This window comes from Haloferula sp. BvORR071, from assembly GCF_000739615.1.
GTDB lineage: Bacteria > Verrucomicrobiota > Verrucomicrobiia > Verrucomicrobiales > Akkermansiaceae > Haloferula.
Genome location: NZ_BATP01000032.1, coordinates 12,711 through 33,248 on the forward strand (window position 1 = coordinate 12,711; position 20,538 = coordinate 33,248).

A 20,538-nucleotide genomic window follows, 5' to 3' on the forward strand; every position below is an offset into this window, starting at 1 on the left:
GCTGGGTGATGCGCGTACTTCCCGCCTTCCTCATTGCGTTGCTCCCGCTCGGATCGATGGCGGAAGAGACCGCGCCGCGCACCCTCAATACGCCGCGCGAGTTCCCCACGATCGAATCCCGGGCCGCATGGGAGGCCCGCGCCACCGAGATCCGCGAGCAGATCCTGGTGAGCTGCGGACTCTGGCCGCTGCCGGAGAAGACGCCGCTGAAGGCCACGGTTTTCGGGAAGCTGGAGTGCGACGGCTACACGGTGGAGAAGGTCCACTTTCAGCCCTATCCCGGCTTCTATCTGGGCGGAAATCTCTATCGGCCCCTTGGCAAGGGCGCGGGTCCTTTTCCCGCGATTCTCAATCCGCATGGCCATTGGGAAAATGGACGGATGGCGGATGAGGAAGCCGGGAGCATCCGCGCGCGCTGCATCAGCTTCGCGCGACAAGGGATGATCGCGTTCTCGTACGACATGGTGGGCTACAATGACACCGGCTTCGCCGGCGGTGATCCGAAGAAGGTTCACCGCGGCTACGGTACTCAGCCCACGGACCAGCTATGGAACATCAATGAGATGGGCCTCCAGACTTGGAACAGCATCCGCGCGCTCGATTTCCTGGAGGGCTTGCCGGATGTGGATCGCAAGCGCCTCGCCTGCACCGGAGAATCCGGCGGCGGCACGCAAACCTTTATCCTCGGTGCCATCGATGGCCGCCTTGCCGCGCAGGTGCCGGTGGTGATGGTCAGCCACAGCATGCAGGGCGGCTGCAATTGCGAGAATGCGCCAGGCCTGCGGATCGACTACTCGAACATGGAGATCGCTGCCGCAGCCGCACCGCGCCCGCAACTCATTGTTGGAGCCACGGGCGACTGGACCAAGACGACCATGGAGGTGGAGGGTCCGGCGATTGCGGGGATCTACAAGCTCTTGGGCGTGGAGGATCGCTTCAAGGCGGAACGCTTCAACTTCGGCCACAACTACAACCAGACCAGCCGCGAGGCGGTTTACGATTGGCTCGGGCACCGTCTGTTAGAGAAGCCGGATCCTGCGCTGCTGAAGGAGCAGCCTTACAAGAAGCTGCCGGATGAAGACCTCCGCGTCTTCCCCGATGGCAAGCTGCCTGCCGATGCGCTGACGATGGAGCAGTTCATCGCCGCGCGGAAGGAAGAGCGGAAACAGCAGTGGCAGAAGTTGGTGCCCACTGATGCCGCGGGCTTGGAGCGCTTCAAGAAAACGATGCTGCCAGCGTGGCGGCATACCTTGCAAACCGATTGGGCTCCCGATCTCCGTGAGAGCAAGCGAGCCGTAGAGTCTCCTCTGAAGGAAAATGTGGTGGTGTCCTTTGAAGTGGTGGAAGGCGAGGAAGCGAAGGGGGTTCCGGAATTCGAGCATTCCGGCCAAACTTCCCTCGTTAAGGTAAAAACTTCCGCTCCCGATCCGAAAGCGGACGAATTCTCCGCCTTCTTCTCTACCTACAATCGCTCGGCTTTGCAGGGGCTTGTTTCAGGACAGATCGAGCTCTGCCAAGGCCTGCGCGAGGTTCCTCAGGTAAAGCGCATCGTCTTGGTCGGCCGCGGTCGCGCTGGCATACCAGCCTTGTTGGCCGCGCCGGTGGCTGATGCCGTGGCAGTGGACTGCGGTGGCCGCAGTTTCGCGGGCGATGAGGAGCTGATCTCTCCCGGATTCTTCGCGCCGGGGCTGAGAGGCATAGGGACTTTCTCCTGTGGTGCCCTGCTGGCGGCTCCCCGGCCCCTGCTTCTATTCAATACGGACGGCCAATTCCCGACCGCTGATATCGAGACTGCCTACCGGGCAGTGGGGCAGGAAAAGCAGCTCACCATCGTGAAGGGACGGATGACGCAGGAGGAAATTCTCAAGTGGGTGGCGGAACTATAAGCCGGAATTTCCGCGAAACGGCTTTTCAATTACGTAGTTTCCACACTGTTCAAAAACTCTACTAGCGGACCGGCACTTCCCGCCTACCCTCCGCCCGTGCCCGCGAAGAAGTCCTCGTCCCCGCCCCCCGCCGCACCCGCCTCGATCCGTATCCGCGGTGCCCGTCAGCACAATCTGAAGGGGCTGGATCTCGATATTCCGCTGGGTCAGCTCACGGTGGTTACCGGGCCATCCGGTTCGGGCAAGTCCTCGCTGGCCTTCCACACGCTCTATGCCGAAGGGCAGCGGCGCTATGTGGAGACCTTCTCGCCGTACGTCCGGCAGTTCTTCGACCGCATGGACAAGCCGGTGGTCGATCACATCGATGGCATCCCGCCGGCGATCGCGATCGAGCAGAAGAACAACATCCGCACCACGCGCTCCACGGTCGGCACCCTCACGGAGATCAATGACTACCTGAAGCTGCTCTACGCCCGCTCGGCCCGCGGCTATGACCCGGATACTGGTGAGGAGATCCGGCCGGATTCGCCGGAGTCCGCCGCCGCCTGGGCTTATGAGAATCTGCCGGGCGAGCAGATCCTGGTCACTTTCCCGGTCGCAATCCCTGCGGAGACCAAGAGCGAGGAGCTTTTCCCCTTCCTTCAGCAGCAGGGCTACCTCCGCGTGCTGGTGGGCGACGAGATCTACCGCACCGACGAGCAGCCAAAGGCCGAGATCTCCAAGCTTCGCTCCAAGATCGCCGTCATCCAAGACCGCCTGCCGGTGACCAAGGAGAACCGCAGCCGCCTGTTAGAGGCGCTGGAACATGCCTTCACTCTAGGCAAGGGCCTCGTCTCGCTTTCCTACACGCCGAAGGCGAAGGGCAAGACCGCAGCGAAGTATGAGGCGCGGCTGTTCTCCTCGACCTGGACGAACCCGCACACCGGCAATTCGCTGCGCGCGCCTTCGCCCGCGCTGTTCTCCTTCAACAATCCTCTCGGGGCTTGCCCGAAGTGCCGCGGCTTCGGCCGGGTCATCGGCTTGGACTTGGACCGCGCGGTGCCGGATCCCTCGCTGAGCATCCGGGGAGGCGTGATCAAGCCCTTCCAAGGCGAGCGCGGCGAGGAGTGCCAGCGCGACCTGCTGCGCTGCTGCAAGGAGCGCAAGGTCGACATCAACACCGCCTGGGAAGACCTCGACGAGGCCACCCGCGAGTGGATCTACTACGGCGATCGTAATTTGCGCGACGCGAACGGCGGCTCCACCGTCGATCTGGAATCGCTCGAGGAGCTGTGGAAATCAGGCGGGTGGTATGGCGTGAAGGGCTTCTTCGATTGGCTGGAGACCAAGTCCTACAAGATGCACGTCCGCATCTTCCTCAGCCGTTACCGTTCCTACACCACCTGCGGCACTTGCCGCGGCCGCCGCCTGCAGCCGGAGGCGCTGTGCTTCAAGATCGATGACAAGACCCTGCCCGAGCTGTGGACCCTCCCGGTCTCGGATCTCCGCGCTTGGTTCACCGAGCAAACGCCCGCGATCCGCACGGCGGGAGGCCCACGCGGCGCGGCGGATGCCTCGCTCGACCTGATCCTCAGCGAGATCACAACGCGACTGCATTATCTGAACGAAGTTGGACTTGGCTATCTCACTCTCGACCGCCCGGCGCGGACCTTGAGCGGTGGCGAAATCGAGCGTGTGAACCTCACCACCTGCCTCGGCGCCTCACTGACGAATACGCTCTTTGTGCTCGATGAGCCGACCGTTGGTCTCCACGCACGCGACATCCACCGCTTGGTTGGCGTGATGCACGGCCTGCGCGACAAGGGCAACACTCTCGTCGTCGTGGAGCACGAGGAAGCGGTGATGCGTGCCGCGGATCAGCTTCTCGATATCGGGCCGGCTGCCGGAGAATATGGCGGCACCTTGGTGTTCCAGGGACCCGTCAACGAAGGTCGTGCGATCAAGCCGAAGAAAGGCCAGTCGGGCATCGGCACCTTGCCCTGGCTCAGCGGCGAGCGCTCGATCCCGCTGCCAGCCAAGCGTCGCGCGCCATCTTCCCGGAAGATCGAGATCCGCGGCGCCTCGCGCCACAATCTCAAGAAGCTCGATTTCGAGCTGCCGCTGGGAGTCTTCGCCTGCCTCACTGGCGTCTCCGGCTCGGGCAAGTCGACCCTCGCACACGACGTCCTCTACGCCAACCTCGCGCGCAAGTTGCGCAAGGATGAGTCGGACCTCGATCCGGCACCGGTCAAGGAACTACGGGGTACGCAGTACTTGAGCGATGTCCTGCTTGTCGACCAATCGCCGCTAGCCCGCACCCCGCGCTCTACTCCGGCGGTGCTGCTCGGTGCCTTCGATCCGATCCGCCAGCTCTTCGCCCAGACGGATGACGCCAAGGCGGGCGGTTTGAGTACCGGCTTCTTCTCCTTTAACTCCGGCGAAGGCCGCTGCGACCGCTGCGCCGGTGCCGGCAGCGAGAAGGTGGAGATGCAGTTCCTCTCGGACCTGCACGTGACCTGCCCGGACTGCAACGGCCGCCGCTACAAGCCCTCGACACTCGACATCCACTACCTCGGCAAGTCGGTCGCCGACATCCTCGACCTTTCGATCAGCGAAGCCCTCGCCTTCTACGGCGAGACCGAGGGGCTGTCCTCGCCGCATGCCAAGCGCCACGATCAGATCTGCAGGCTGCTGGAGCCCATGGCTGAAGTCGGCCTCGGCTACCTCAAGCTCGGCCAGCCGCTGAACACGCTTTCCGGCGGTGAATCCCAACGCCTCAAGCTCTGCCAGCTCCTCGCCGAAGCGAAGGGCAAGGACAGCAGCAAGAAGGGCACCAAGCTGCTGATCCTCGACGAGCCGACCACCGGCCTGCACTTCTCGGACATCGAGCGTCTGTTAGGCGTGTTCCAGCGCTTGGTCGAGTCCGGCCACAGCCTGCTGGTGATCGAGCACAACCTCGACGTCATCAAGTGCGCCGACTGGATCATCGACCTCGGCCCCGAAGCGGGCGCCCAGGGCGGCCAGATCGTCGGTCAAGGCACTCCGGAGCACATCGTTTCGCTCGGCACCGAGACCTCGCGCTACCTTGAGCCCCACATCAAGCCGAAGAGCGCAGCGACCACACGCCTCAAGGAAGAAGCCGTCGCCCGCCCGATTGCCAAGCAAGCGAATGTCATCGCCCTGCGCGGTGCCCGTGAGCACAACCTCAAGAACATCTCGATTGATATCCCGCGCGACCGCTTCGTGGTGGTCTCGGGGCTCAGCGGCTCGGGCAAATCCACCCTCGCTTTCGACATCCTGTTTGCCGAAGGCCAGCGGCGTTTCTTGGATTCGATGTCGGCCTACGCCCGCCAATTTGCTGAGCAACTGGAGAAGCCCGAACTCGACTCGCTCGCCGGCCTGCCGCCGACCGTGGCGATCGAGCAACGCGTCTCGCAGGGCGGCATGAAGTCCACCGTCGCCACTGTCACGGAAGTCTGGAACTTCGTGCGCTTGCTATACGCCAAGCTCGGCACCCGCTACTGCCCGGATTGCGGCGTGCCGGTGGAGAAGCAATCGCTCGCCGCGATTGAAAAAAGCATCCGCGACCTCCTCAAGAAGGGCCCGGTCTCGATTCTCGCACCAGTGATCAAGGGCCGGAAAGGCTATCACACCGAGGTCGCCGAGTGGGCCCTCAAGCAGGGCTTCACCAAGCTACTAGTCGACAAACAATTCCGCGACGCCGAAGGCTTCACCCGCCTGGAGCGCTTCAAGGAACACGACATCGATGTCGTCGTCGCCGAGATCTCCAAAAAGGGCAGCGACCAATCGCTCGCCACCATCATCCCGCGCGCACTGGAGATCGGCAAAGGCACGCTGAAGCTCTTCACCCCGGACAAGAAGTTCGTGCTGCTCTCCAGCGAGGCGAGCTGCCCGAGCTGTCATCGATCCTTCGAGGAACTCGACCCGCGGCTCTTCTCCTTCAACTCGCCGCACGGCTGGTGCCCGGAGTGCCGCGGCCATGGCATGGTTCCGAAGCACCGCCATCATCTCGATACCTCGCGTTACGAATCCGTTCTCGAAGCGGAGATGGATGCCGACCGCAAGATCGAGCGCATGGAGGACGAGGAACTCGTCGAATGTAAGGAATGCCACGGTGCGCGCCTCAATCCGGAAGGCCGCGCGGTGCGTTTCCAGGGCACACCTCTCCAGGATCTCGCCCGCCTGCCGGTGGAACATGCCTCCACTCATTTCGACAAGCTCAAGATCAGCGGCGACCGCAATGCCCTGATCGCCCGCGACATCCTTCCGGAGATCAAGCAGCGCCTCGCCTTCCTGCAGGAGGTCGGTCTCGGCTATCTCCAGCTCGATCGCTCCGCGCGCACCCTGAGCGGCGGCGAGAGCCAACGCATCCGCCTCGCCGCCCAGCTCGGATCCAATCTCCGCGGCGTGCTCTACGTGCTGGATGAGCCAACCATCGGCCTCCATCCGCGCGACAATGCCGCTCTGTTAGAAACCCTGGTGGCCCTGCGCGACCGCGGCAACAGCCTCATCGTCGTCGAGCATGATGAAGACACGATTGCCCGTGCGGATCACCTGATCGACCTCGGGCCCGGGGCAGGCCGCCTCGGTGGCGAGGTTGTCTATCAAGGGCTGCCGCCGCAGCTGCCTTCCGCGAATGGCAAGGGCAAGAAGGCCAAGGGCGCAGCGCCTGCCGAATACGAGAACTCGCCCACCTACCGCGCGCTCTCGCATCCGATCATTCACCCCAGCCGCGGCAGCCGCCGCGCGGTGCCGAAGAATCACCCGCTGCTGAAGGTGGAAGGCTGCCGCGCGAACAACCTCAAGTTCATCGACGTCAGCATTCCGCTCGGTCGCCTCACCGTGCTCACCGGCATTTCAGGCTCCGGCAAGTCGACGCTCATGCACTCCTGCATCGCCGATGCCGCACGGGCCAAGGACGCCAAGGCCGAGGGCAAGAAGAAGAGTTCGATCCGCAAATGGCGCTCGGCCTCGGGCTTCGACAAGCTGCAATCGATCTACGAGGTCGACCAATCGCCAATCGGCAAGACCTCGCGCTCCTGCCCGGCGACCTACGTGAAGGTCTTCGATGACATCCGCAAGCTCTTCGCCCAGCTCCCGGACTCGCGCGTGCGCGGCTACGAGGCCTCGCGCTTCTCCTTCAATACCGGCGATGGCCGCTGTCCCGTTTGTGAGGGCAATGGCCGCGTGAAGCTGGAGATGGACTTCCTGCCCAGCACCTGGGTGCCCTGCGAGGCTTGCGCGGAAATGCGTTACAACCCCGCCACTCTCGAAGTGCGCTTCCGTGAGAAGAACATCGGCGAGGTGCTGCGCATGACCATCGAGCAAGCCGCTGAGTTCTTCGAATCTCAGCCGCGCATCGCCGCGCCGCTCAAGCTGCTGGCGGACACTGGCCTCGGCTACCTGCAGCTCGGCCAACCTTCACCCACCTTGAGTGGCGGCGAGGCCCAGCGCATCAAGCTGGTGACTGAGCTCACCAAGGGCCGCGTCTCCACGAAGAACCTCAAGACCCTCATCCGCGCCAATCTCTACCTCATCGAGGAACCGACCGTCGGCCTCCACCTTGAAGACGTGAAGCGCCTGATCGACGTGCTCCATCGCTTGGTTGATGAAGGCCACACGGTCATCGTCATCGAGCACCACATGGCCGTCGCCGCCGAGGCCGACTGGATCCTCGACATGGGACCGGAGGCCGGCGACCAAGGCGGCACCGTTGTGGCGGAAGGTTCACCGGAGACTGTGGTGAAGTCAAAGAAGTCGCGCACCGCGCCCTTCCTGGCGGCGGCCTTGGCGATCAAGTCATGACATACCAAGTGTGACCGGCCTTTGCGGCTGCGCCGCAAAAGGGCCAAGCTCACGCGAAGACACTCCCACCAAAAAAGAAAAGCCGCGCGAAGCATAACTCCGCGCGGCTGAGTGAACCTTCCCTCATTGCCTGCCTCACCGGCTCTTCCCCCGCTGCTGGCTCGACTGCCGTTGCGTCGAGGAAGAGCGCGAAACCTGTGGACGTGAGACCGACTGCCGTTTCGGAGCCGCGCGCTGGACTTGCGGGCGCGAGATCGACTGCCGCTGCACACTGCTCGACGGACGGCTATACTGGGACTGCATGCGCGGCGCTGATTGGCGTTGCGGCATCACCCGTTGCTGCGGACGAGCCTGCTGCTGGAATTGTGGCCGCGCTTGCTGGCGCTGCTGCGGTGCGGCGCGCTGGATTTGCGGACGCTGGATCGATTGGCGCTGCTGAGGTGCCACCCGTTGCTGCGGGCGCACTTGCTGCTGTTGCCGCTGCTGGATCTGCCGTTGCGGATTGCCCAACTGCGGACGAGTCCGGCCGATGGAATTCTGCTGCGGGCGCACTTGCTGGCGCTGTTGCGCCACCTGCGGCGAGCGCTGGGCCTGGCGCTGTTGCAGTGCCTGCTGTTGGCGGCGCTGCGCATTCGCTGCCTGGCTTTCCCGCTGCGCGGTGCCGCCGATGTTAGGCTGTGTGCGATTGCGGTTCGGCTGCGAATTCAGGTTCTGGCGTCCAGCGATGTTGTTGCGGTTCGCCAGCGGGTTCAGATTCTGGCGGCCCGCGATGTTGTTGCGGTTCGCCTGTGGGTTCAGATTCTGACGGCCCGCGATATTGTTGCGGTTGGCCTGCGCCGCTGCACCATTGCCAGCACCCGGGCGCATGCTCTGCTGCATGCGCTGGGCGATGTCCCGGCCAGTTGCCGCGTTCGGACGCACCACCGCTTCCGGGCGGACCCGGGCCGAATTCCCTGCGGCCAGCGGTCGGCGTGGCGGAGCTTGGTTCTGCGCGATCTGGCTGACATCGCGACCGCTCACCGGCGAGCGGCGCATATTCTCGCGCAGCACCGTCATGCGGTTATTCGCATTGGCACCACCCGCGATGTTATTATTCGGGCGGAGACGCGCACTTTCCATCTGGCGGCGGTTCTGGGTGAACTCACGCATCTGCTGGCGCTGGGCCACCAGTTGGTCGCGGTTTGCGGCCGTCAACTGCCGGAAGCGCTCACCACGCACTGGATTGCGCGCAAAGCCGTTCAGCGTGCTGGCAAAGAGCCGACTCCGGCTGCGCGGATCATCACTGAAGCGGTCATTGCGGAAGTCACGCATCCCGGCCCAAGTCCGGAAGGGGCGGGCATCCGCATTGTCGCGGAAGAAATTGTAGCGATCGGCCACCCGGTTGCGCCAGCCGATGTCATGCCGGTGGTCCCAGTAGTTGTACGCCCAGATCGGATCATAGCAGCCGCGGCGGCCGTGCCAGCCATAGGAGACGAAGAAGCCGAGGTCGCTGTAACGGGGACCGTAGTAGTCGCCGAAGTAGTAGTGACAGTAGTTCGGACGGTACCAGCAGTGGTTGTCGAAGACCCCCAGGCTCACCACCACGCTGGGAGTGTAGCAGTAGCCGGGATCAGCCCACACCGGGCTACGGAAGTAGGCCGGCGCGAAAAGCACACCACGATTGGCGATCGCATAGTCCCAGTAGCCGTCCACGTAGTAGTAGCCGCTCGGAGCCCAGCACCAGCGGGAGGGCACCCAGGTCCAGTCGGGACGCAGCGCGTTCCAGTAGCCCGGGCTCCACACGTAGCGGGTTTCCGCATAGCGCCAGTTGCCGGGCACCCAGGTCGAGTCCTCATCCGGCGCAGCCGTGTTCGGACCAGCGTCGAGCGATTGGGGCGGGGACTCACCGACGTATTCCACATCGGCCACCGCGGTGTCCGCCCAGTAGCCGGAGACCCATTGCCAGCGGCCATCCTTCAGATCACTCCAATAGCCGGGCACCCACTGTCGGCCCGGCGGAATGTTGCGCCACACGCCGCTGATCCAGAGAAAGTCATTGGTATCGTCATCCCAAGCCCAGTAGCCGGAGATCCAAGTGACATTGTCGCCTTCCAACTGCTGCTCGGGCGGCAATTCCTCGATCAGCGAGGGCGGTGCCTTGCTGACGATGTAGCCGGGCTCCGGCTTCGAGGTGACCGCCTCGGCGAAAGCCTCATGGACCGGCCCGCGCGTCAGGATCTGCACATCGTCTTCCTTCGGCTGCACCTCGGTCGAGAGCGCATGCGCAGTCGTCGGGTAAAGTAGGGGGCTGGCCGCAGCGAGCAGGGCGGCGGCCCCGATAATGGAGAAGTATTTTGGTTTCATAGCGGTTTCCCCCTTTGAATTTTAAGGACTACCCGAGAGACGGCTGCCGCGGGCTCTTTATTCAATCGCATCTTCACGGCCATCCGGCCTCCTCGTTGCCACCCCAAGACGATCAATAAGATGCTACGCGCGGGGGCCTTCCTTTCAAACGTGGGATTTACCAATCTGCACGGATGCAGATTGCCGCTTGCACGACCCCCGGGTCATGCTGCCGCCATGACGGTCGAAAAAGTGAAATACGTCCTCTGGGCCGCTGATTACCAACGCTGCCTGCGCTTCTACGAGCAGCTGTTCGGCGGCGCCATCAGCTTCCAGTCGGAAGTGTGGAGCGAGATCGTGATCGCTGGCGCCACCATCGGCGTCCACGGCGGCGGCGAGGGCAAGCGCACCTGGACCGGCCTCTCCTTCCAGCTCGATGACCTGCGCGAAGGCATCGCCCGCCTGAAGGAATGCGGCGGCGACTTGACCGCGGAGCCGAATGACACCCCTGAGGATCCCCTTCACCTCGCGATGTGCATCGATCCCGAGGGCAACGAGTTCATGATGACCCAGCGGCGGCATTGAAGAATTTCCGTAACCGCTGCCGGACATTCCGTCAGGTAAGGATGTGACTGAAAATACCTGCCCCTCCTGCCATCGCCCTTTGCCGCCGGATGCCCCCGGCGGCCTCTGCCCCGCCTGCGTCCTGCTGGGCGCGCGTGAGGAAGCGCCGCCGCACGGCCTGCCCTCGATCGACGAGATCCGCGCCGCGCTGCCGCAATTCGAGATACTGGAGTGCATCGGCCGCGGCGGCATGGGGGTGGTTTACAAGGCCCGCCAGCCGCAGCTCGACCGAATGGTTGCGCTTAAGATCCTCCTGCCCGGCCTCGAGCGCGATCCCGGCTTCGCCGAGCGTTTTGCCCGCGAGGCGCGTGCCCTGGCCAAGCTCAGCCACCCGCACATCGTCGCCGTCCACGACTTCGGCGAAAGCGGCGGCCTCTTCTGGCTGACCATGGAGTATGTCGATGGCGTGAACCTGCGCCAGGCCATGCAGGCCGCGCGCTTCACCCCGGCACAGGCACTCGCGATCATTCCCGAGCTCTGCTCCGCACTGCAGTATGCGCACGACCACGGCATCCTGCATCGCGACATCAAGCCGGAGAACATCCTCCTGGATGCCCGCGGCAAGGTGAAGGTCGCGGACTTCGGGATCGTCCGCATGGCCGGAGAGAATCCCCGCGATGTCACTCTGACCATGACCGGTGCGGCGCTGGGCACCACCGCCTACATCGCACCGGAGCAGATCGAGAATCCCCGCGCGGTCGATCACCGCGCGGATCTCTACAGCCTCGGCGTGGTGCTCTACGAGATGCTCACCGGCGAGTTGCCCTTGGGCCGCTTCCCCGCGCCCAGTGAGCGCTCCGCCAGCGATCCGCGCTTGGATGAAGTGGTCTTCCGCTCGCTGGAGAAGCAACCGGAGAAGCGCTACCAGCAAGCCGAGGAGTTTTCTAACAATGTGTCAGGGGCCGCTGTCACCGCAGTTGCTCCAGAGCCGCCGCTGCCTGCAGGGACGCGAGCCAAGACTTCGGTGACCGCGGTCGCGGCCGCGGCGACTACCGCCTTTTCGGTGCTTCTGGGCGTGCCGCTCATGAGCCACTTCATGTTGGGCCGTATCACGGGCCACAAGGAGAGCTTCACCACTTTGGATCTCTTGGTGATCCTGGTGGGGGTGGTGGCCCCCGCGCTCACCGGTATGGTTCTGGGGGCCGTGTCTTGGGTGCGCATCAAGGATTCGGAGGGAGCGCTCCGCGGGCTGCTCTTGGCGCAGTTCGCGACAGTCGCGTGGCCGGTCTTGGCCTTGCTTGGGTACTCTCCGGGATTCATGAAGATCCTATCGGTCCTGCTGCTGGCTGGCATGATCTACTACACGACTCGTACCTCATCCCGCGCGGCCCGACGCTCGCAGGGTATCGTCGACGGATCACCCGCCGCCCGGCGCGTCGATCCAGTCGGCGTCCATGCCGATCGTCCCCGGCATCTTCCTTGGACCTTTGGCCTCTTGATCGCCGGGGCGGTGCTGACTGGCACCGGTTGGCTGGTGAAGGGTTACCTCTTCATTGCCATCGTGCCGGGGTTCTGCGCTCTTGCGCTCAGCGCCGCCGGTGGCTGGTGGGCCTTGTGGAAGATGAAGAAGGGCCACATGCCGCTAACAGGCAGGCATGCTTTGCTTCTCTTCTTCGTCTGGCTGCCGCTGCTGGCGGGCGGCCTCGCCTTCGCGGTGCGCGCCGGTCGGGAAGATTACCCGCTCTTCGGCGGGAAGGGCGACTTCCTTGCGAAGGTGATGTTGGTGCATGCTGCGGCCTTCATTCCGTCCCTCTTCCTCTTCCGCATGGCCGCGCTCCCGCCCGGTCTCCGCCGTCCCGGCTCCGGCTTGCGGCGCACGGTGGCATGGCTCTCGGTGGGGCTGACCCTTGCCTTCCTCGTCGCCGCGAAGCGCTTCGACGGTCACTGGCCCATGGCCTATTTTTGCTCGGAGAGGATTTTGCGCTTCGATGAAGTGCTGGATCGCAAGCTCGCGGTAGAGCGTGAGGAATCCCCGGTCCGCCGGGCCTTGCGTGAGGCTGCGGGAGAGTATCGCGAGAACATCAGCATCACTTGCGAGACCGGCCGGGATGGTGGTGTGAAAACCGCCCGCATCTCATTCTTCGCAGCGGACCGAAAGGAATGGCAGCGCCACTGGCTTGCTTTTACCGCGCGGCTCACGCCAGCCTTGCCGGCGGAAACCGCGATCAAGCCGTCATTGCTTTTCAGCCTCGACAGCTTGGATCCTTGGTCCGCCCGGAATTACGCATCCGGGGAATGGGTGATCGCGCCCGCGATCATGTCGGTAGCGGTCCTCGCTGCCATCCTCGCGGCTTGGGCGGGCTTTCCCTTGGCTGGAATCTCCCTCGGCACGGCTTGGGTGGGAGCTGTGCTGATGTTCGTTACGCCGCTCTGGCCCGATCCCGAAGCGGATCGCCAGCTCATTCTCGGGCCGCCGCTGCCTCCTCCGCCGCCCCTCGTCGTGGTTCCTGATTTCTCGACGCCCGACGGCGCCGCGCGGACCTTCTTCGATGCCGTCAGGGCGGGCGACAGGGAGCTGATGAAGCGTAGCCTCAGCCAGCGCTGGAAGACCAAAATCGATGGGCTCGATGCTTGGGACATGGTGATTGAGCGGCTCGGAGTCCGCTGTCTGATCAGGTCCTACGACGACCAAGACCCCAGGCCGGACCACCAGAAGATCTTCCGCCAGACCACGACCAGCGGCGGATCTCTGGACATGATCCTTGAAGATGGCGAGTGGCGGCTGGACGACCTGCCCTTGGCCCTCTGACAAATCCCGCGAGCGATGCCCGATGCCTCCTGCTCCTTCCACTCCACCCGCTGGACTCTCGTCCGGCGGGCGCAGGGCCGCGGGGAGGAAGCGCGGATCGCTCTCTCCGAACTCTGCGCCATCTACTACGATCCCGTACATCAGTTCATCTGCCGCTTCTCCGGCGATGAAGCGAAGGCGCGGGACTTGGCCCACGCTTTCTTTGAAGAGCTGTTAGGCCGCGAAGCCATCGGCGCGGCGGACCCGACAAAAGGCCGCTTCCGCAGCTACCTCTTCGCGGCGGTGAAGCACTTCGTCTTCCGCCACCGCGAGCGCGATGCAGCACAAAAGCGCGGCGGTGGCGAAGAGCACCTGCCTTTGGAAGACGGGCCCATCGAAGGCACTCCATCGGACTGGGACCTCGACTTCGACCGCGCCTGGGCCCTCGCCTTGATCCGTCGTGCCCTCGATGCCCTGGCCACCGAGATGGAAGCCGCGGGCAAGGTGGCTCACTTCGAAACCCTCCGCCCATGGCTCGATGGCGGCTCGCCCGGTGATCCTGTTGAAGCAGGGCAGGCCCTGGGCCTTTCCTCCACCGCCCTCAAGGTCGCCATCCACCGCCTCCGCGAACGCTTCCGCCAAAAGATCCGCGACGAGATCGCCGCCACCACCAGCGATGCCGCCGACGCCGCGGGCGAGTTCCGCCATCTGGTGGAAGTCTGGGTGAGGACTTAGAAGCCGGGGGCCTTACCGACTGAAGTCGGTGAAACCATGCTTGATCAAAAGCCCCAAGGGGGCGGCCGGGAGAAAGCCCAGGGCAAGCGATAGCGCAGCCCTGGGATTCGTCTCAAAGTGGATTGCCCCCTGAAAGGGGGCCGGGAGTGCGGCAACCTCAGACAGTCTTCCTGTCCGCAACCTCCTCGCTTCCCCACAGGATCCAAGGTTCCCGCTAAGGCTGCCTTTCGGTAGGGCGCGCTGGCCTCAGCGCGCCGCGAGCGATGTGGGGATCAACCAAGAGCGTAGTAGAGTTTGTGATCCCCGCGGATCGAGCGCAGCAGCCTGAGGCCAGCGCGCCCCATCGAAGGGCTGCACTACCGAAGTCCTCCCTATCCGCGTGCCATTTGGCCTCTCAACCGGACTCCTCTTTGCGGCTTTTGAATGACCGACGACATCCCACCCGCTCGCGGGACCGGGTGGGATCAATCGATCCATTCTAACAATTACTTCACGGCCAGCAGGCTGATCCGCTGCCAGACCCAGCGCACCGGACCATCCTCTGTCTCAAGCTCCATCGCCTCGCGCACATGCGGGCTGGCGGTCCGGATCAGCTCCCGGACCTGCTCACGGTTCTCCTCGGTGGTAGCCGCCGCCTCGAAGTACCACTCCAAGTTGGGCTGCTTCATCGGCTCCAGCTCGGCCCGCAATAATTCAAACCCGGCCTCCTCAATGATCCGCGACCAAGTCGGCCGGTCGAGCAGGCGGCCATGCGAGGGATCGCGGAACTTCTCCACCTGGTGCAGCCACTCGGCGGTTTCCGGATCGTCGTCCGGTAGGCTGCCATCGATGATCATCAGGTAGCCACCCGGCTCGAGCACCCGATGGGCCTCCTGAACGAAACCCGGCACATCACTGAAATGGTGGGGTGCCACCCGGCAGGAGACGAGACGGAAGCTGGCATCGGGGAAAGGAATCTCCTCCGCCGGAAAGAGCGCGGTCTCGGCCTGGACGCCGTCTCCGGCGAGCAAGGCCTTGGCATGTTCCAGCATCGCGGGGGCCAGGTCGCCCAAAACCGGCTGGTAGCCGGCCTTGGCCAGGGCCAAGGCGGTGTGACCGCCACCGGTGGCCACATCCAGGACCTTTCCATGCCGGTTCGGGAGCGGAATCAGGTCAATCAGGGCCTCGACGTCGCGGGTATCGGCCAGGATGTGCTTTTTCCCGTAGTTGGCCGCCTGCCGGTCGAATTGGGCGGCGGAACGTTGCTGCTGCGAATCGAGTGCTGCCATAACGGCGGGACCGTGGTGCCGACCGGCGGTCGGCGCAAGCTGCCGGAGCGGATCCCCTCCGGAAGTGGTACTTCCGCTTGATGCCGCGGGCCGCTTCCGCTGGCATGGAGATCTTCCCATGGTCTCTCACTCGGAAAACCCATCCGCCGCCCCCGCAGGGGTCCAACGCGTGCTCGTCCTCGGTGGCGGCAGCGCCGGACTGCTCGCCGCGCTCACCCTGAAGCGCCTGCAACCGAACCTCGAGGTCTCGCTGGTTTACAGCTCGGAGATCGGCGTCATCGGGGTGGGTGAGGGGACCACCGCCGCCTTCCCGGCTCACATCTTTGACACTCTGGGGATTCCCAAGGAGGAGTTCTATGCGGGTGCCCAGCCGACCTGGAAGCAGGGCCTCCGTTTGCTGTGGGGACCGCGCGAGGATTTCTTCTACGACTTCGAGTTCCAGTATGACCAGCGCTTCGAGGGGATGCCGAAGGCCAATGGCTTCTATGCCGCGGGCGATTGCCATGACCTCTCTCAGGCCGGTGCGCTCATGGCGCGCGAGAAGGCCTTCACCACCGGTCCGCTCGGCAAGCCCGTGATCAAGGGCCAGTATGCCTTCCACATCGAGAACCACCGTCTGGTCTCCTGTTTGGAGGATGTCGCCAAGCGCTATGGCGTCAGCTTGGAAGACGATACCTTGGATCGCGTGGAGACCGCTGATGGCAAGGTGACCGCACTGCACTTCAAGAGTGGTGCCACCCGCACGGCGGACCTGTATGTGGATGCCTCCGGTTTCCGCGCCGAGTTGATTGGCAAGGCGCTGCAGGAGCCCTTCATCAGCTACAAGGGTTCGCTGTTCTGCGACCGCGCGGTGATCGGCGACTGGCAGCGCGAGGATGAGCCGATCCTGCCTTACACCACCGCAGAGACCTACGATCACGGCTGGTGCTGGCAGATCGAGCACGAGAACTTCATCAACCGCGGCTATGTCTATGCGAGCGAGTTCGTCTCCGATGACGAGGCACGCGCCGAGTTCCTGGCGAAGAACCCCAAGATCACGGGCGAGACCCGCGTGGTGAATTTCGGCAGCGGCCGCTACGAGCGGAGCTGGGTGGGCAATGTGGTGGCGATCGGCAATGCCTCCGGCTTTGTCGAGCCGCTGGAAGCGACCGCCTTGGCGCAAGTCGTCTTCGAATGCCGCTGGCTGGCGGAGTCACTGCGCCAGACCGGCTCGAAGCTCGATGAGACGATGATCGCGGGCTTCAACCGGGTGACCGCAATTGCCTGGGATGAGATCCGCGACTTCCTCGCTTACCACTACAAGTTCAATACGCGGCTCGACACGCCCTTCTGGAAGCACTGCCGGGAGAACACGAGTCTCGGCAACTACGCGGAACTGCACCGCCTCTACACCGAGGTGGGTCCGAACCCGATGCTGCTGGTCCAAGCCTTGCCCGCACGCCCGAACATTTACGGCGTGGAAGGCTTCCTCGCCATGCTGGTGGGCATGCAGGTGCCACACTACGCGCCGCATTTGTTCTCGCCGGAAGAGTTCGCCGGCTTCCAGCGCCACCGCGACAAGCTCGCCGCGCAGGCCAAGGCCGGCGTGAGCGTCCGCCAGGCGCTCGATGCGATCCGCCGCCCGTCCTGGCAATGGACCTGAACCCCTTTCCTGCTACAAGCCCATGAAAACCTCTCCCGTCCGTCAGGTCGTCGTCGCCGGCTCCGGCACCGATGCGCTGCTTACTGCCGCCACCCTCAAGCGCCAGCTTCCCGGCCTGGCGGTCATCCTGGTGAGTGAGCCCGGCGAAAGCGCTCCCGATCCCGCCGGCGAAAGTACGACGCCTGCCGTAATTCAGCAGCTCTGCGCCGTGCTCGGCCTGCAGGGCTCGGACCTCCACAACCATGTCCGGCCGGTCTGGACTTTGGGTTACAAGTGTCTCTGGGGCGAGCGCGGCAGCTTCTACCGTTCCTTCGACCAGACCTTCAGCCAGGGCATTGCCGGCTTTTCCATCGAGCCGGGATTCCTGGCGGCGGAAAGCGGGATGGACCTCTGCACGGTGCCGATCGCGCTGATGGCGGCGGGCAAGCTCTTCCCCAAGGATGGCGCAAATGCTTTCAAGCCGCTCGAGCACCTCACTGGCTTCAACTTCCGGATGGAGCTGCTGGATGGCCTGCTGCTGCGGGCCTGCCAGGCACTGGGCGTCACCATCCGGCCGGTCAAGGTGACTTCCTTCGACCGCAGCGAAAGCAAGCTGGGCTTCGATGACGGCACCGCGATCATCGCGGATCTCTTCGTGGATGCGGGCGGCAGCGCCCGACCGCTGGCCAGGCTGGCGGGCAACAGCGACTGGATCTCCTACGCGGATGCCGCGCCCTGCACGCGGGCCGTGACCCTGCGCCGCCGCCGCGGCAGCGAGCCGATCCGTCCCTACACCACCTTGGAGACTCAGGACTGCGGCTGGCGCTGGCGCACCGAGCACGACGACTCAATCGGTATGGGTCTGGCCTTCCATCCCGACTACATCAGCGAGGATGAGGCGATCGCCCAACTGCTCGCCAAGGCCGGCGACGCCACGCTGGGGCCACAGGTGTTGCATTGGAATTCCGGCCGCTTGGGCAAGGCTTGGGACGGGCCGGTGCTCGCCATCGGCGATGCCGGCGGCTTCCTGCCGCCCATGGCCTCGCTGCGCATGGGCCTGCTAGGGCTGCAGATCAACTGGCTGATGCGCCTGCTAGCGGAGACCGACGGTCATGTCGGCGAGGCCTGCCAGACCAACTACAACAAGGTGGTGGGCGAGGCCTGGGACGAGTGCCGCGATTTCCACGCGGTGCACTATGAATTCAACACCGCTTCCGACTCCGCCTTCTGGCAGATGGCGCGTGCCACCGCAAAGCCGCACTCTTGTGCCGCGCTGGTGGATCTCTACCAGGGCATCGGACCGACGAATTTGCTTTCGAACTTCCTGCCCGCGTGGCCTGGGGCTGTTGGCATCGACTCGTGGATTGGCGCTCTTCTCGGCTTGGGCGTGCCCTTCCGGCGTCATCCGGAGATCCCAGCTGAGGAGAAGAAGGTGTGGCAGTCGATCTGCGATCAGCGCCGCGTGCTCGCCAAGCAAGCGGTAGCACCGGAGCTCTGCATCGGCGCGGCGCGGCGATCCATGAAGCCGGAGCCGCGGGTGCCGTTTCCGTGAGCGAACGGCTTGGCCTACCTCTGGAAATACCTCCCGGATGACTTCTCCTTCGGGGATTTCTCCGTGACCCGCACTCGGATTCATATTGTGTGCTTCCTGCTGGTCCTGGCGGGAAGTTCGGCCTTCAACGGCTGGCTGATTGCCTCCACGGAAGGCCCGGAGGGTGGGCGCAGAGCCCTCATGATCTGGGCGACGGTTGGAAACCTGCTGATCCAGTCGCTGCTCGCGGTCATCATCTACCAGACTTATCTCTTCATTCTTTGGATTTAGCCGGGGATGTATTTGGTGTTCCGCTCAGGGCACATGAATAGAGGACCTTCCGCCGGAGTCAGAGAGGACGTAGATTGCCTGAAGCCCGGAAGGAATGGAGATCAATCCGAGGGAAATGGACGAGCCCTATCGTCCTGAGCATCGTGGGCCTGCGGTTACGGCCCGGCGTTGGTTTGTCTACATGCCGATGGTGGTCCCGGGAATCGCCGCGGCGGGGCTGTACTGGGGCTTCAACGGTGGTTTTCCGCCACTACCGCTTTCCGCCACGGTCTCCGCGATCGTGTTCCTGGTGGTCTTTTTCCTGCTCTTTGTCTTCTGTTGCCTCTTCGTCGGTTGGGTGGCGAGTTGCGACTCGGATCCGGCTTGGCGCAAGCAACACTGGAGCGATGCGGCGATGATAGCGGGGATCCTGCAGCTGGTGATCACCCCGGTCGTGGCGGGGCTGCTGATCGCTTTCTTCCTGCCGAAGCCTTGAAGGGCTTGCCCGCGGCGGGGGGCAGGAGTTTGCTCGCGGCGTGAATCCGCCGCCTTCACCGCCCCGCGCTTGGGCGGAGATCGATTTATCCGCACTCCGTGAAAACCTGCACACGGCCCGTGAGTCCGCTGGCTGCGCGGTGATGGCCGTGGTGAAGGCCGGTGCCTACGGCCACGGTTTGGAAGAGATCGCCCGCGCACTGGCGGAGGAAGAGGTAGTCTTCTTCGGCGTCGCGAATGTCGGCGAGGCGCGGCGCATCGCGGAGGCGGGCGTGACCACGCGGATTTATCTGCTGGGGGCCACTTGGGCGGAAGAGCGGCAGGAGATTGTCGCCCGCGGCTGGACGCCGTGCATCTCGTCGCTGGATGAAGCGCGGCATTTCAACAGTCTCGCCTTCATGCACAAGTCCCGCCTGAAGGTGCACATCTCGGTGGATACCGGAATGGGCCGCGGCGGCTTCGTCGCGGAGGGTTTGCCGGCGATCCTCAATGAGATAGAAGGCCTCCCGAATCTGGAGATCGAGGGTATCGGCTCGCACTTGTCCTCCGCCGACGAGGACGAAGAGTTCACGCTTGGACAAATCGCGAAGTTCGCGGAGATCCTGCAATCGCTCGGTGGCGCGGAGCGCTTCGCGTGGCGGCATCTTTCTAACAGTGCAGGGCTATTGGGATACGGTCGGGAGCACTGCAACCTGGCGCGGCCGGGCCTGATGCTCTACGGCGTCTCGCCGCTGGCGACGCATCCGGCGCAGCTCAAGAACGTGATGAGCCTGAAGTCGCGGGTGACCTTGGTCCGTGATTTGCCGGCGGGTCATGCGGTTTCATACGGGCGGACCTTTGTCACGGCCAAGCCCACACGGGTGGCCACGATCGGGATCGGCTATGGTGATGGCTATCCGCGGCATGTCTCCGGGCATGGGGCGGAGGCCTTTATCCGCGGTCGCCGCTTCCCCTTGTTGGGGCGGGTCACGATGGACCAGTTGATGGTCGATGTGACGGACAGTGAGGTGGCCGAGGGCGACGAGGTTGAGATGTTCGGCCCGAATATCCGGGTGGATGAGGTCGCGGCCAAGGCGGACACCATCGCGTGGGAGATTCTCACCGGCATCACGCCGCGGGTGGTGCGAGTGTACGTGTGAGTTGCTTCGGGGAGAGAGCGGCTTTCAAAACCACTCTCCTGACAAAGAAAAACCCCGGGCACTCTGGGAGCGCCCGGGGCTTGAATGGTATTAGCGGGATCCGCGGGTGAGCTT

The 20,538-nt window shown here is 64.1% G+C and carries 12 protein-coding genes; 10 read left to right on the forward strand and 2 right to left on the reverse strand.

Going from position 1 to position 20,538, the window contains the following annotated elements; translation table 11 throughout:
* Positions 1-8: 8 nt before the first annotated feature.
* Both BV071_RS33215 and uvrA read left to right on the forward strand, forming a co-directional pair.
* The gene (locus tag BV071_RS33215; RefSeq protein ID WP_052573519.1) at positions 9-1,886 is read left to right on the forward strand and encodes an acetylxylan esterase; all 1,878 of its coding nucleotides are present in this window, start codon (positions 9-11) and stop codon (positions 1,884-1,886) included.
* Positions 1,887-1,982: 96 nt separating this feature from the next.
* Entirely contained in the window at positions 1,983-7,691 is a 5,709-nt protein-coding gene (gene uvrA, locus BV071_RS17930) for an excinuclease ABC subunit UvrA (RefSeq protein WP_052573520.1), read from the forward strand.
* A 135-nt stretch (positions 7,692-7,826) separates the two neighbouring features.
* On the opposite strand, the gene BV071_RS33220 is transcribed toward uvrA, so the two are convergent.
* Positions 7,827-10,034 (reverse strand): YXWGXW repeat-containing protein, encoded by a 2,208-nt coding sequence (locus BV071_RS33220; protein ID WP_052573521.1) that lies wholly within the window; start codon positions 10,032-10,034, stop codon positions 7,827-7,829.
* 216 nt (positions 10,035-10,250) lie between these two features.
* Between BV071_RS33220 and BV071_RS17945 the strand changes: the two genes are divergently transcribed.
* From BV071_RS17945 to BV071_RS17955, 3 genes are read left to right on the forward strand one after another with little or no spacing between them, the layout of a single operon-like run.
* Positions 10,251-10,598, forward strand: a complete 348-nt coding sequence (locus BV071_RS17945; protein ID WP_035610207.1) for a VOC family protein — start codon at positions 10,251-10,253, stop codon at positions 10,596-10,598.
* 43 nt (positions 10,599-10,641) lie between these two features.
* Positions 10,642-13,386, forward strand: coding sequence for a serine/threonine-protein kinase (locus BV071_RS33225; RefSeq protein ID WP_265594570.1), 2,745 nt, complete (start codon positions 10,642-10,644; stop codon positions 13,384-13,386).
* 15 nt (positions 13,387-13,401) lie between these two features.
* Positions 13,402-14,100 (forward strand): sigma-70 family RNA polymerase sigma factor, encoded by a 699-nt coding sequence (locus BV071_RS17955; RefSeq protein WP_052573523.1) that lies wholly within the window; start codon positions 13,402-13,404, stop codon positions 14,098-14,100.
* 485 nt (positions 14,101-14,585) lie between these two features.
* Here BV071_RS17955 and BV071_RS17960 read toward each other — a convergent pair whose 3' ends face one another.
* Entirely contained in the window at positions 14,586-15,368 is a 783-nt protein-coding gene (locus BV071_RS17960) for a class I SAM-dependent methyltransferase (protein ID WP_035610210.1), read from the reverse strand.
* A 64-nt stretch (positions 15,369-15,432) separates the two neighbouring features.
* Between BV071_RS17960 and BV071_RS17965 the strand changes: the two genes are divergently transcribed.
* The 5 genes from BV071_RS17965 to alr all read left to right on the forward strand — a co-directional run bounded on the left by BV071_RS17965 (position 15,433) and on the right by alr (position 20,424).
* A complete protein-coding gene (locus tag BV071_RS17965) occupies positions 15,433-17,010 on the forward strand; it encodes an FAD-dependent oxidoreductase (RefSeq protein WP_265594571.1) in 1,578 nt (525 codons plus the stop codon).
* 22 nt (positions 17,011-17,032) lie between these two features.
* Positions 17,033-18,541: a tryptophan 7-halogenase gene (locus BV071_RS17970; RefSeq protein WP_035610214.1), complete on the forward strand. Its 1,509-nt coding sequence runs from the start codon at positions 17,033-17,035 to the stop codon at positions 18,539-18,541.
* A 9-nt stretch (positions 18,542-18,550) separates the two neighbouring features.
* The gene (locus BV071_RS17975) at positions 18,551-18,811 is read left to right on the forward strand and encodes a hypothetical protein (RefSeq protein ID WP_035610217.1); all 261 of its coding nucleotides are present in this window, start codon (positions 18,551-18,553) and stop codon (positions 18,809-18,811) included.
* 115 nt (positions 18,812-18,926) lie between these two features.
* Positions 18,927-19,286: a hypothetical protein gene (locus BV071_RS17980; protein WP_265594572.1), complete on the forward strand. Its 360-nt coding sequence runs from the start codon at positions 18,927-18,929 to the stop codon at positions 19,284-19,286.
* 40 nt (positions 19,287-19,326) lie between these two features.
* On the forward strand, positions 19,327-20,424 hold the full coding sequence (gene alr, locus BV071_RS17985; protein WP_035610221.1) for an alanine racemase: 1,098 nt from the start codon (positions 19,327-19,329) through the stop codon (positions 20,422-20,424).
* Positions 20,425-20,538: the final 114 nt, after the last annotated feature.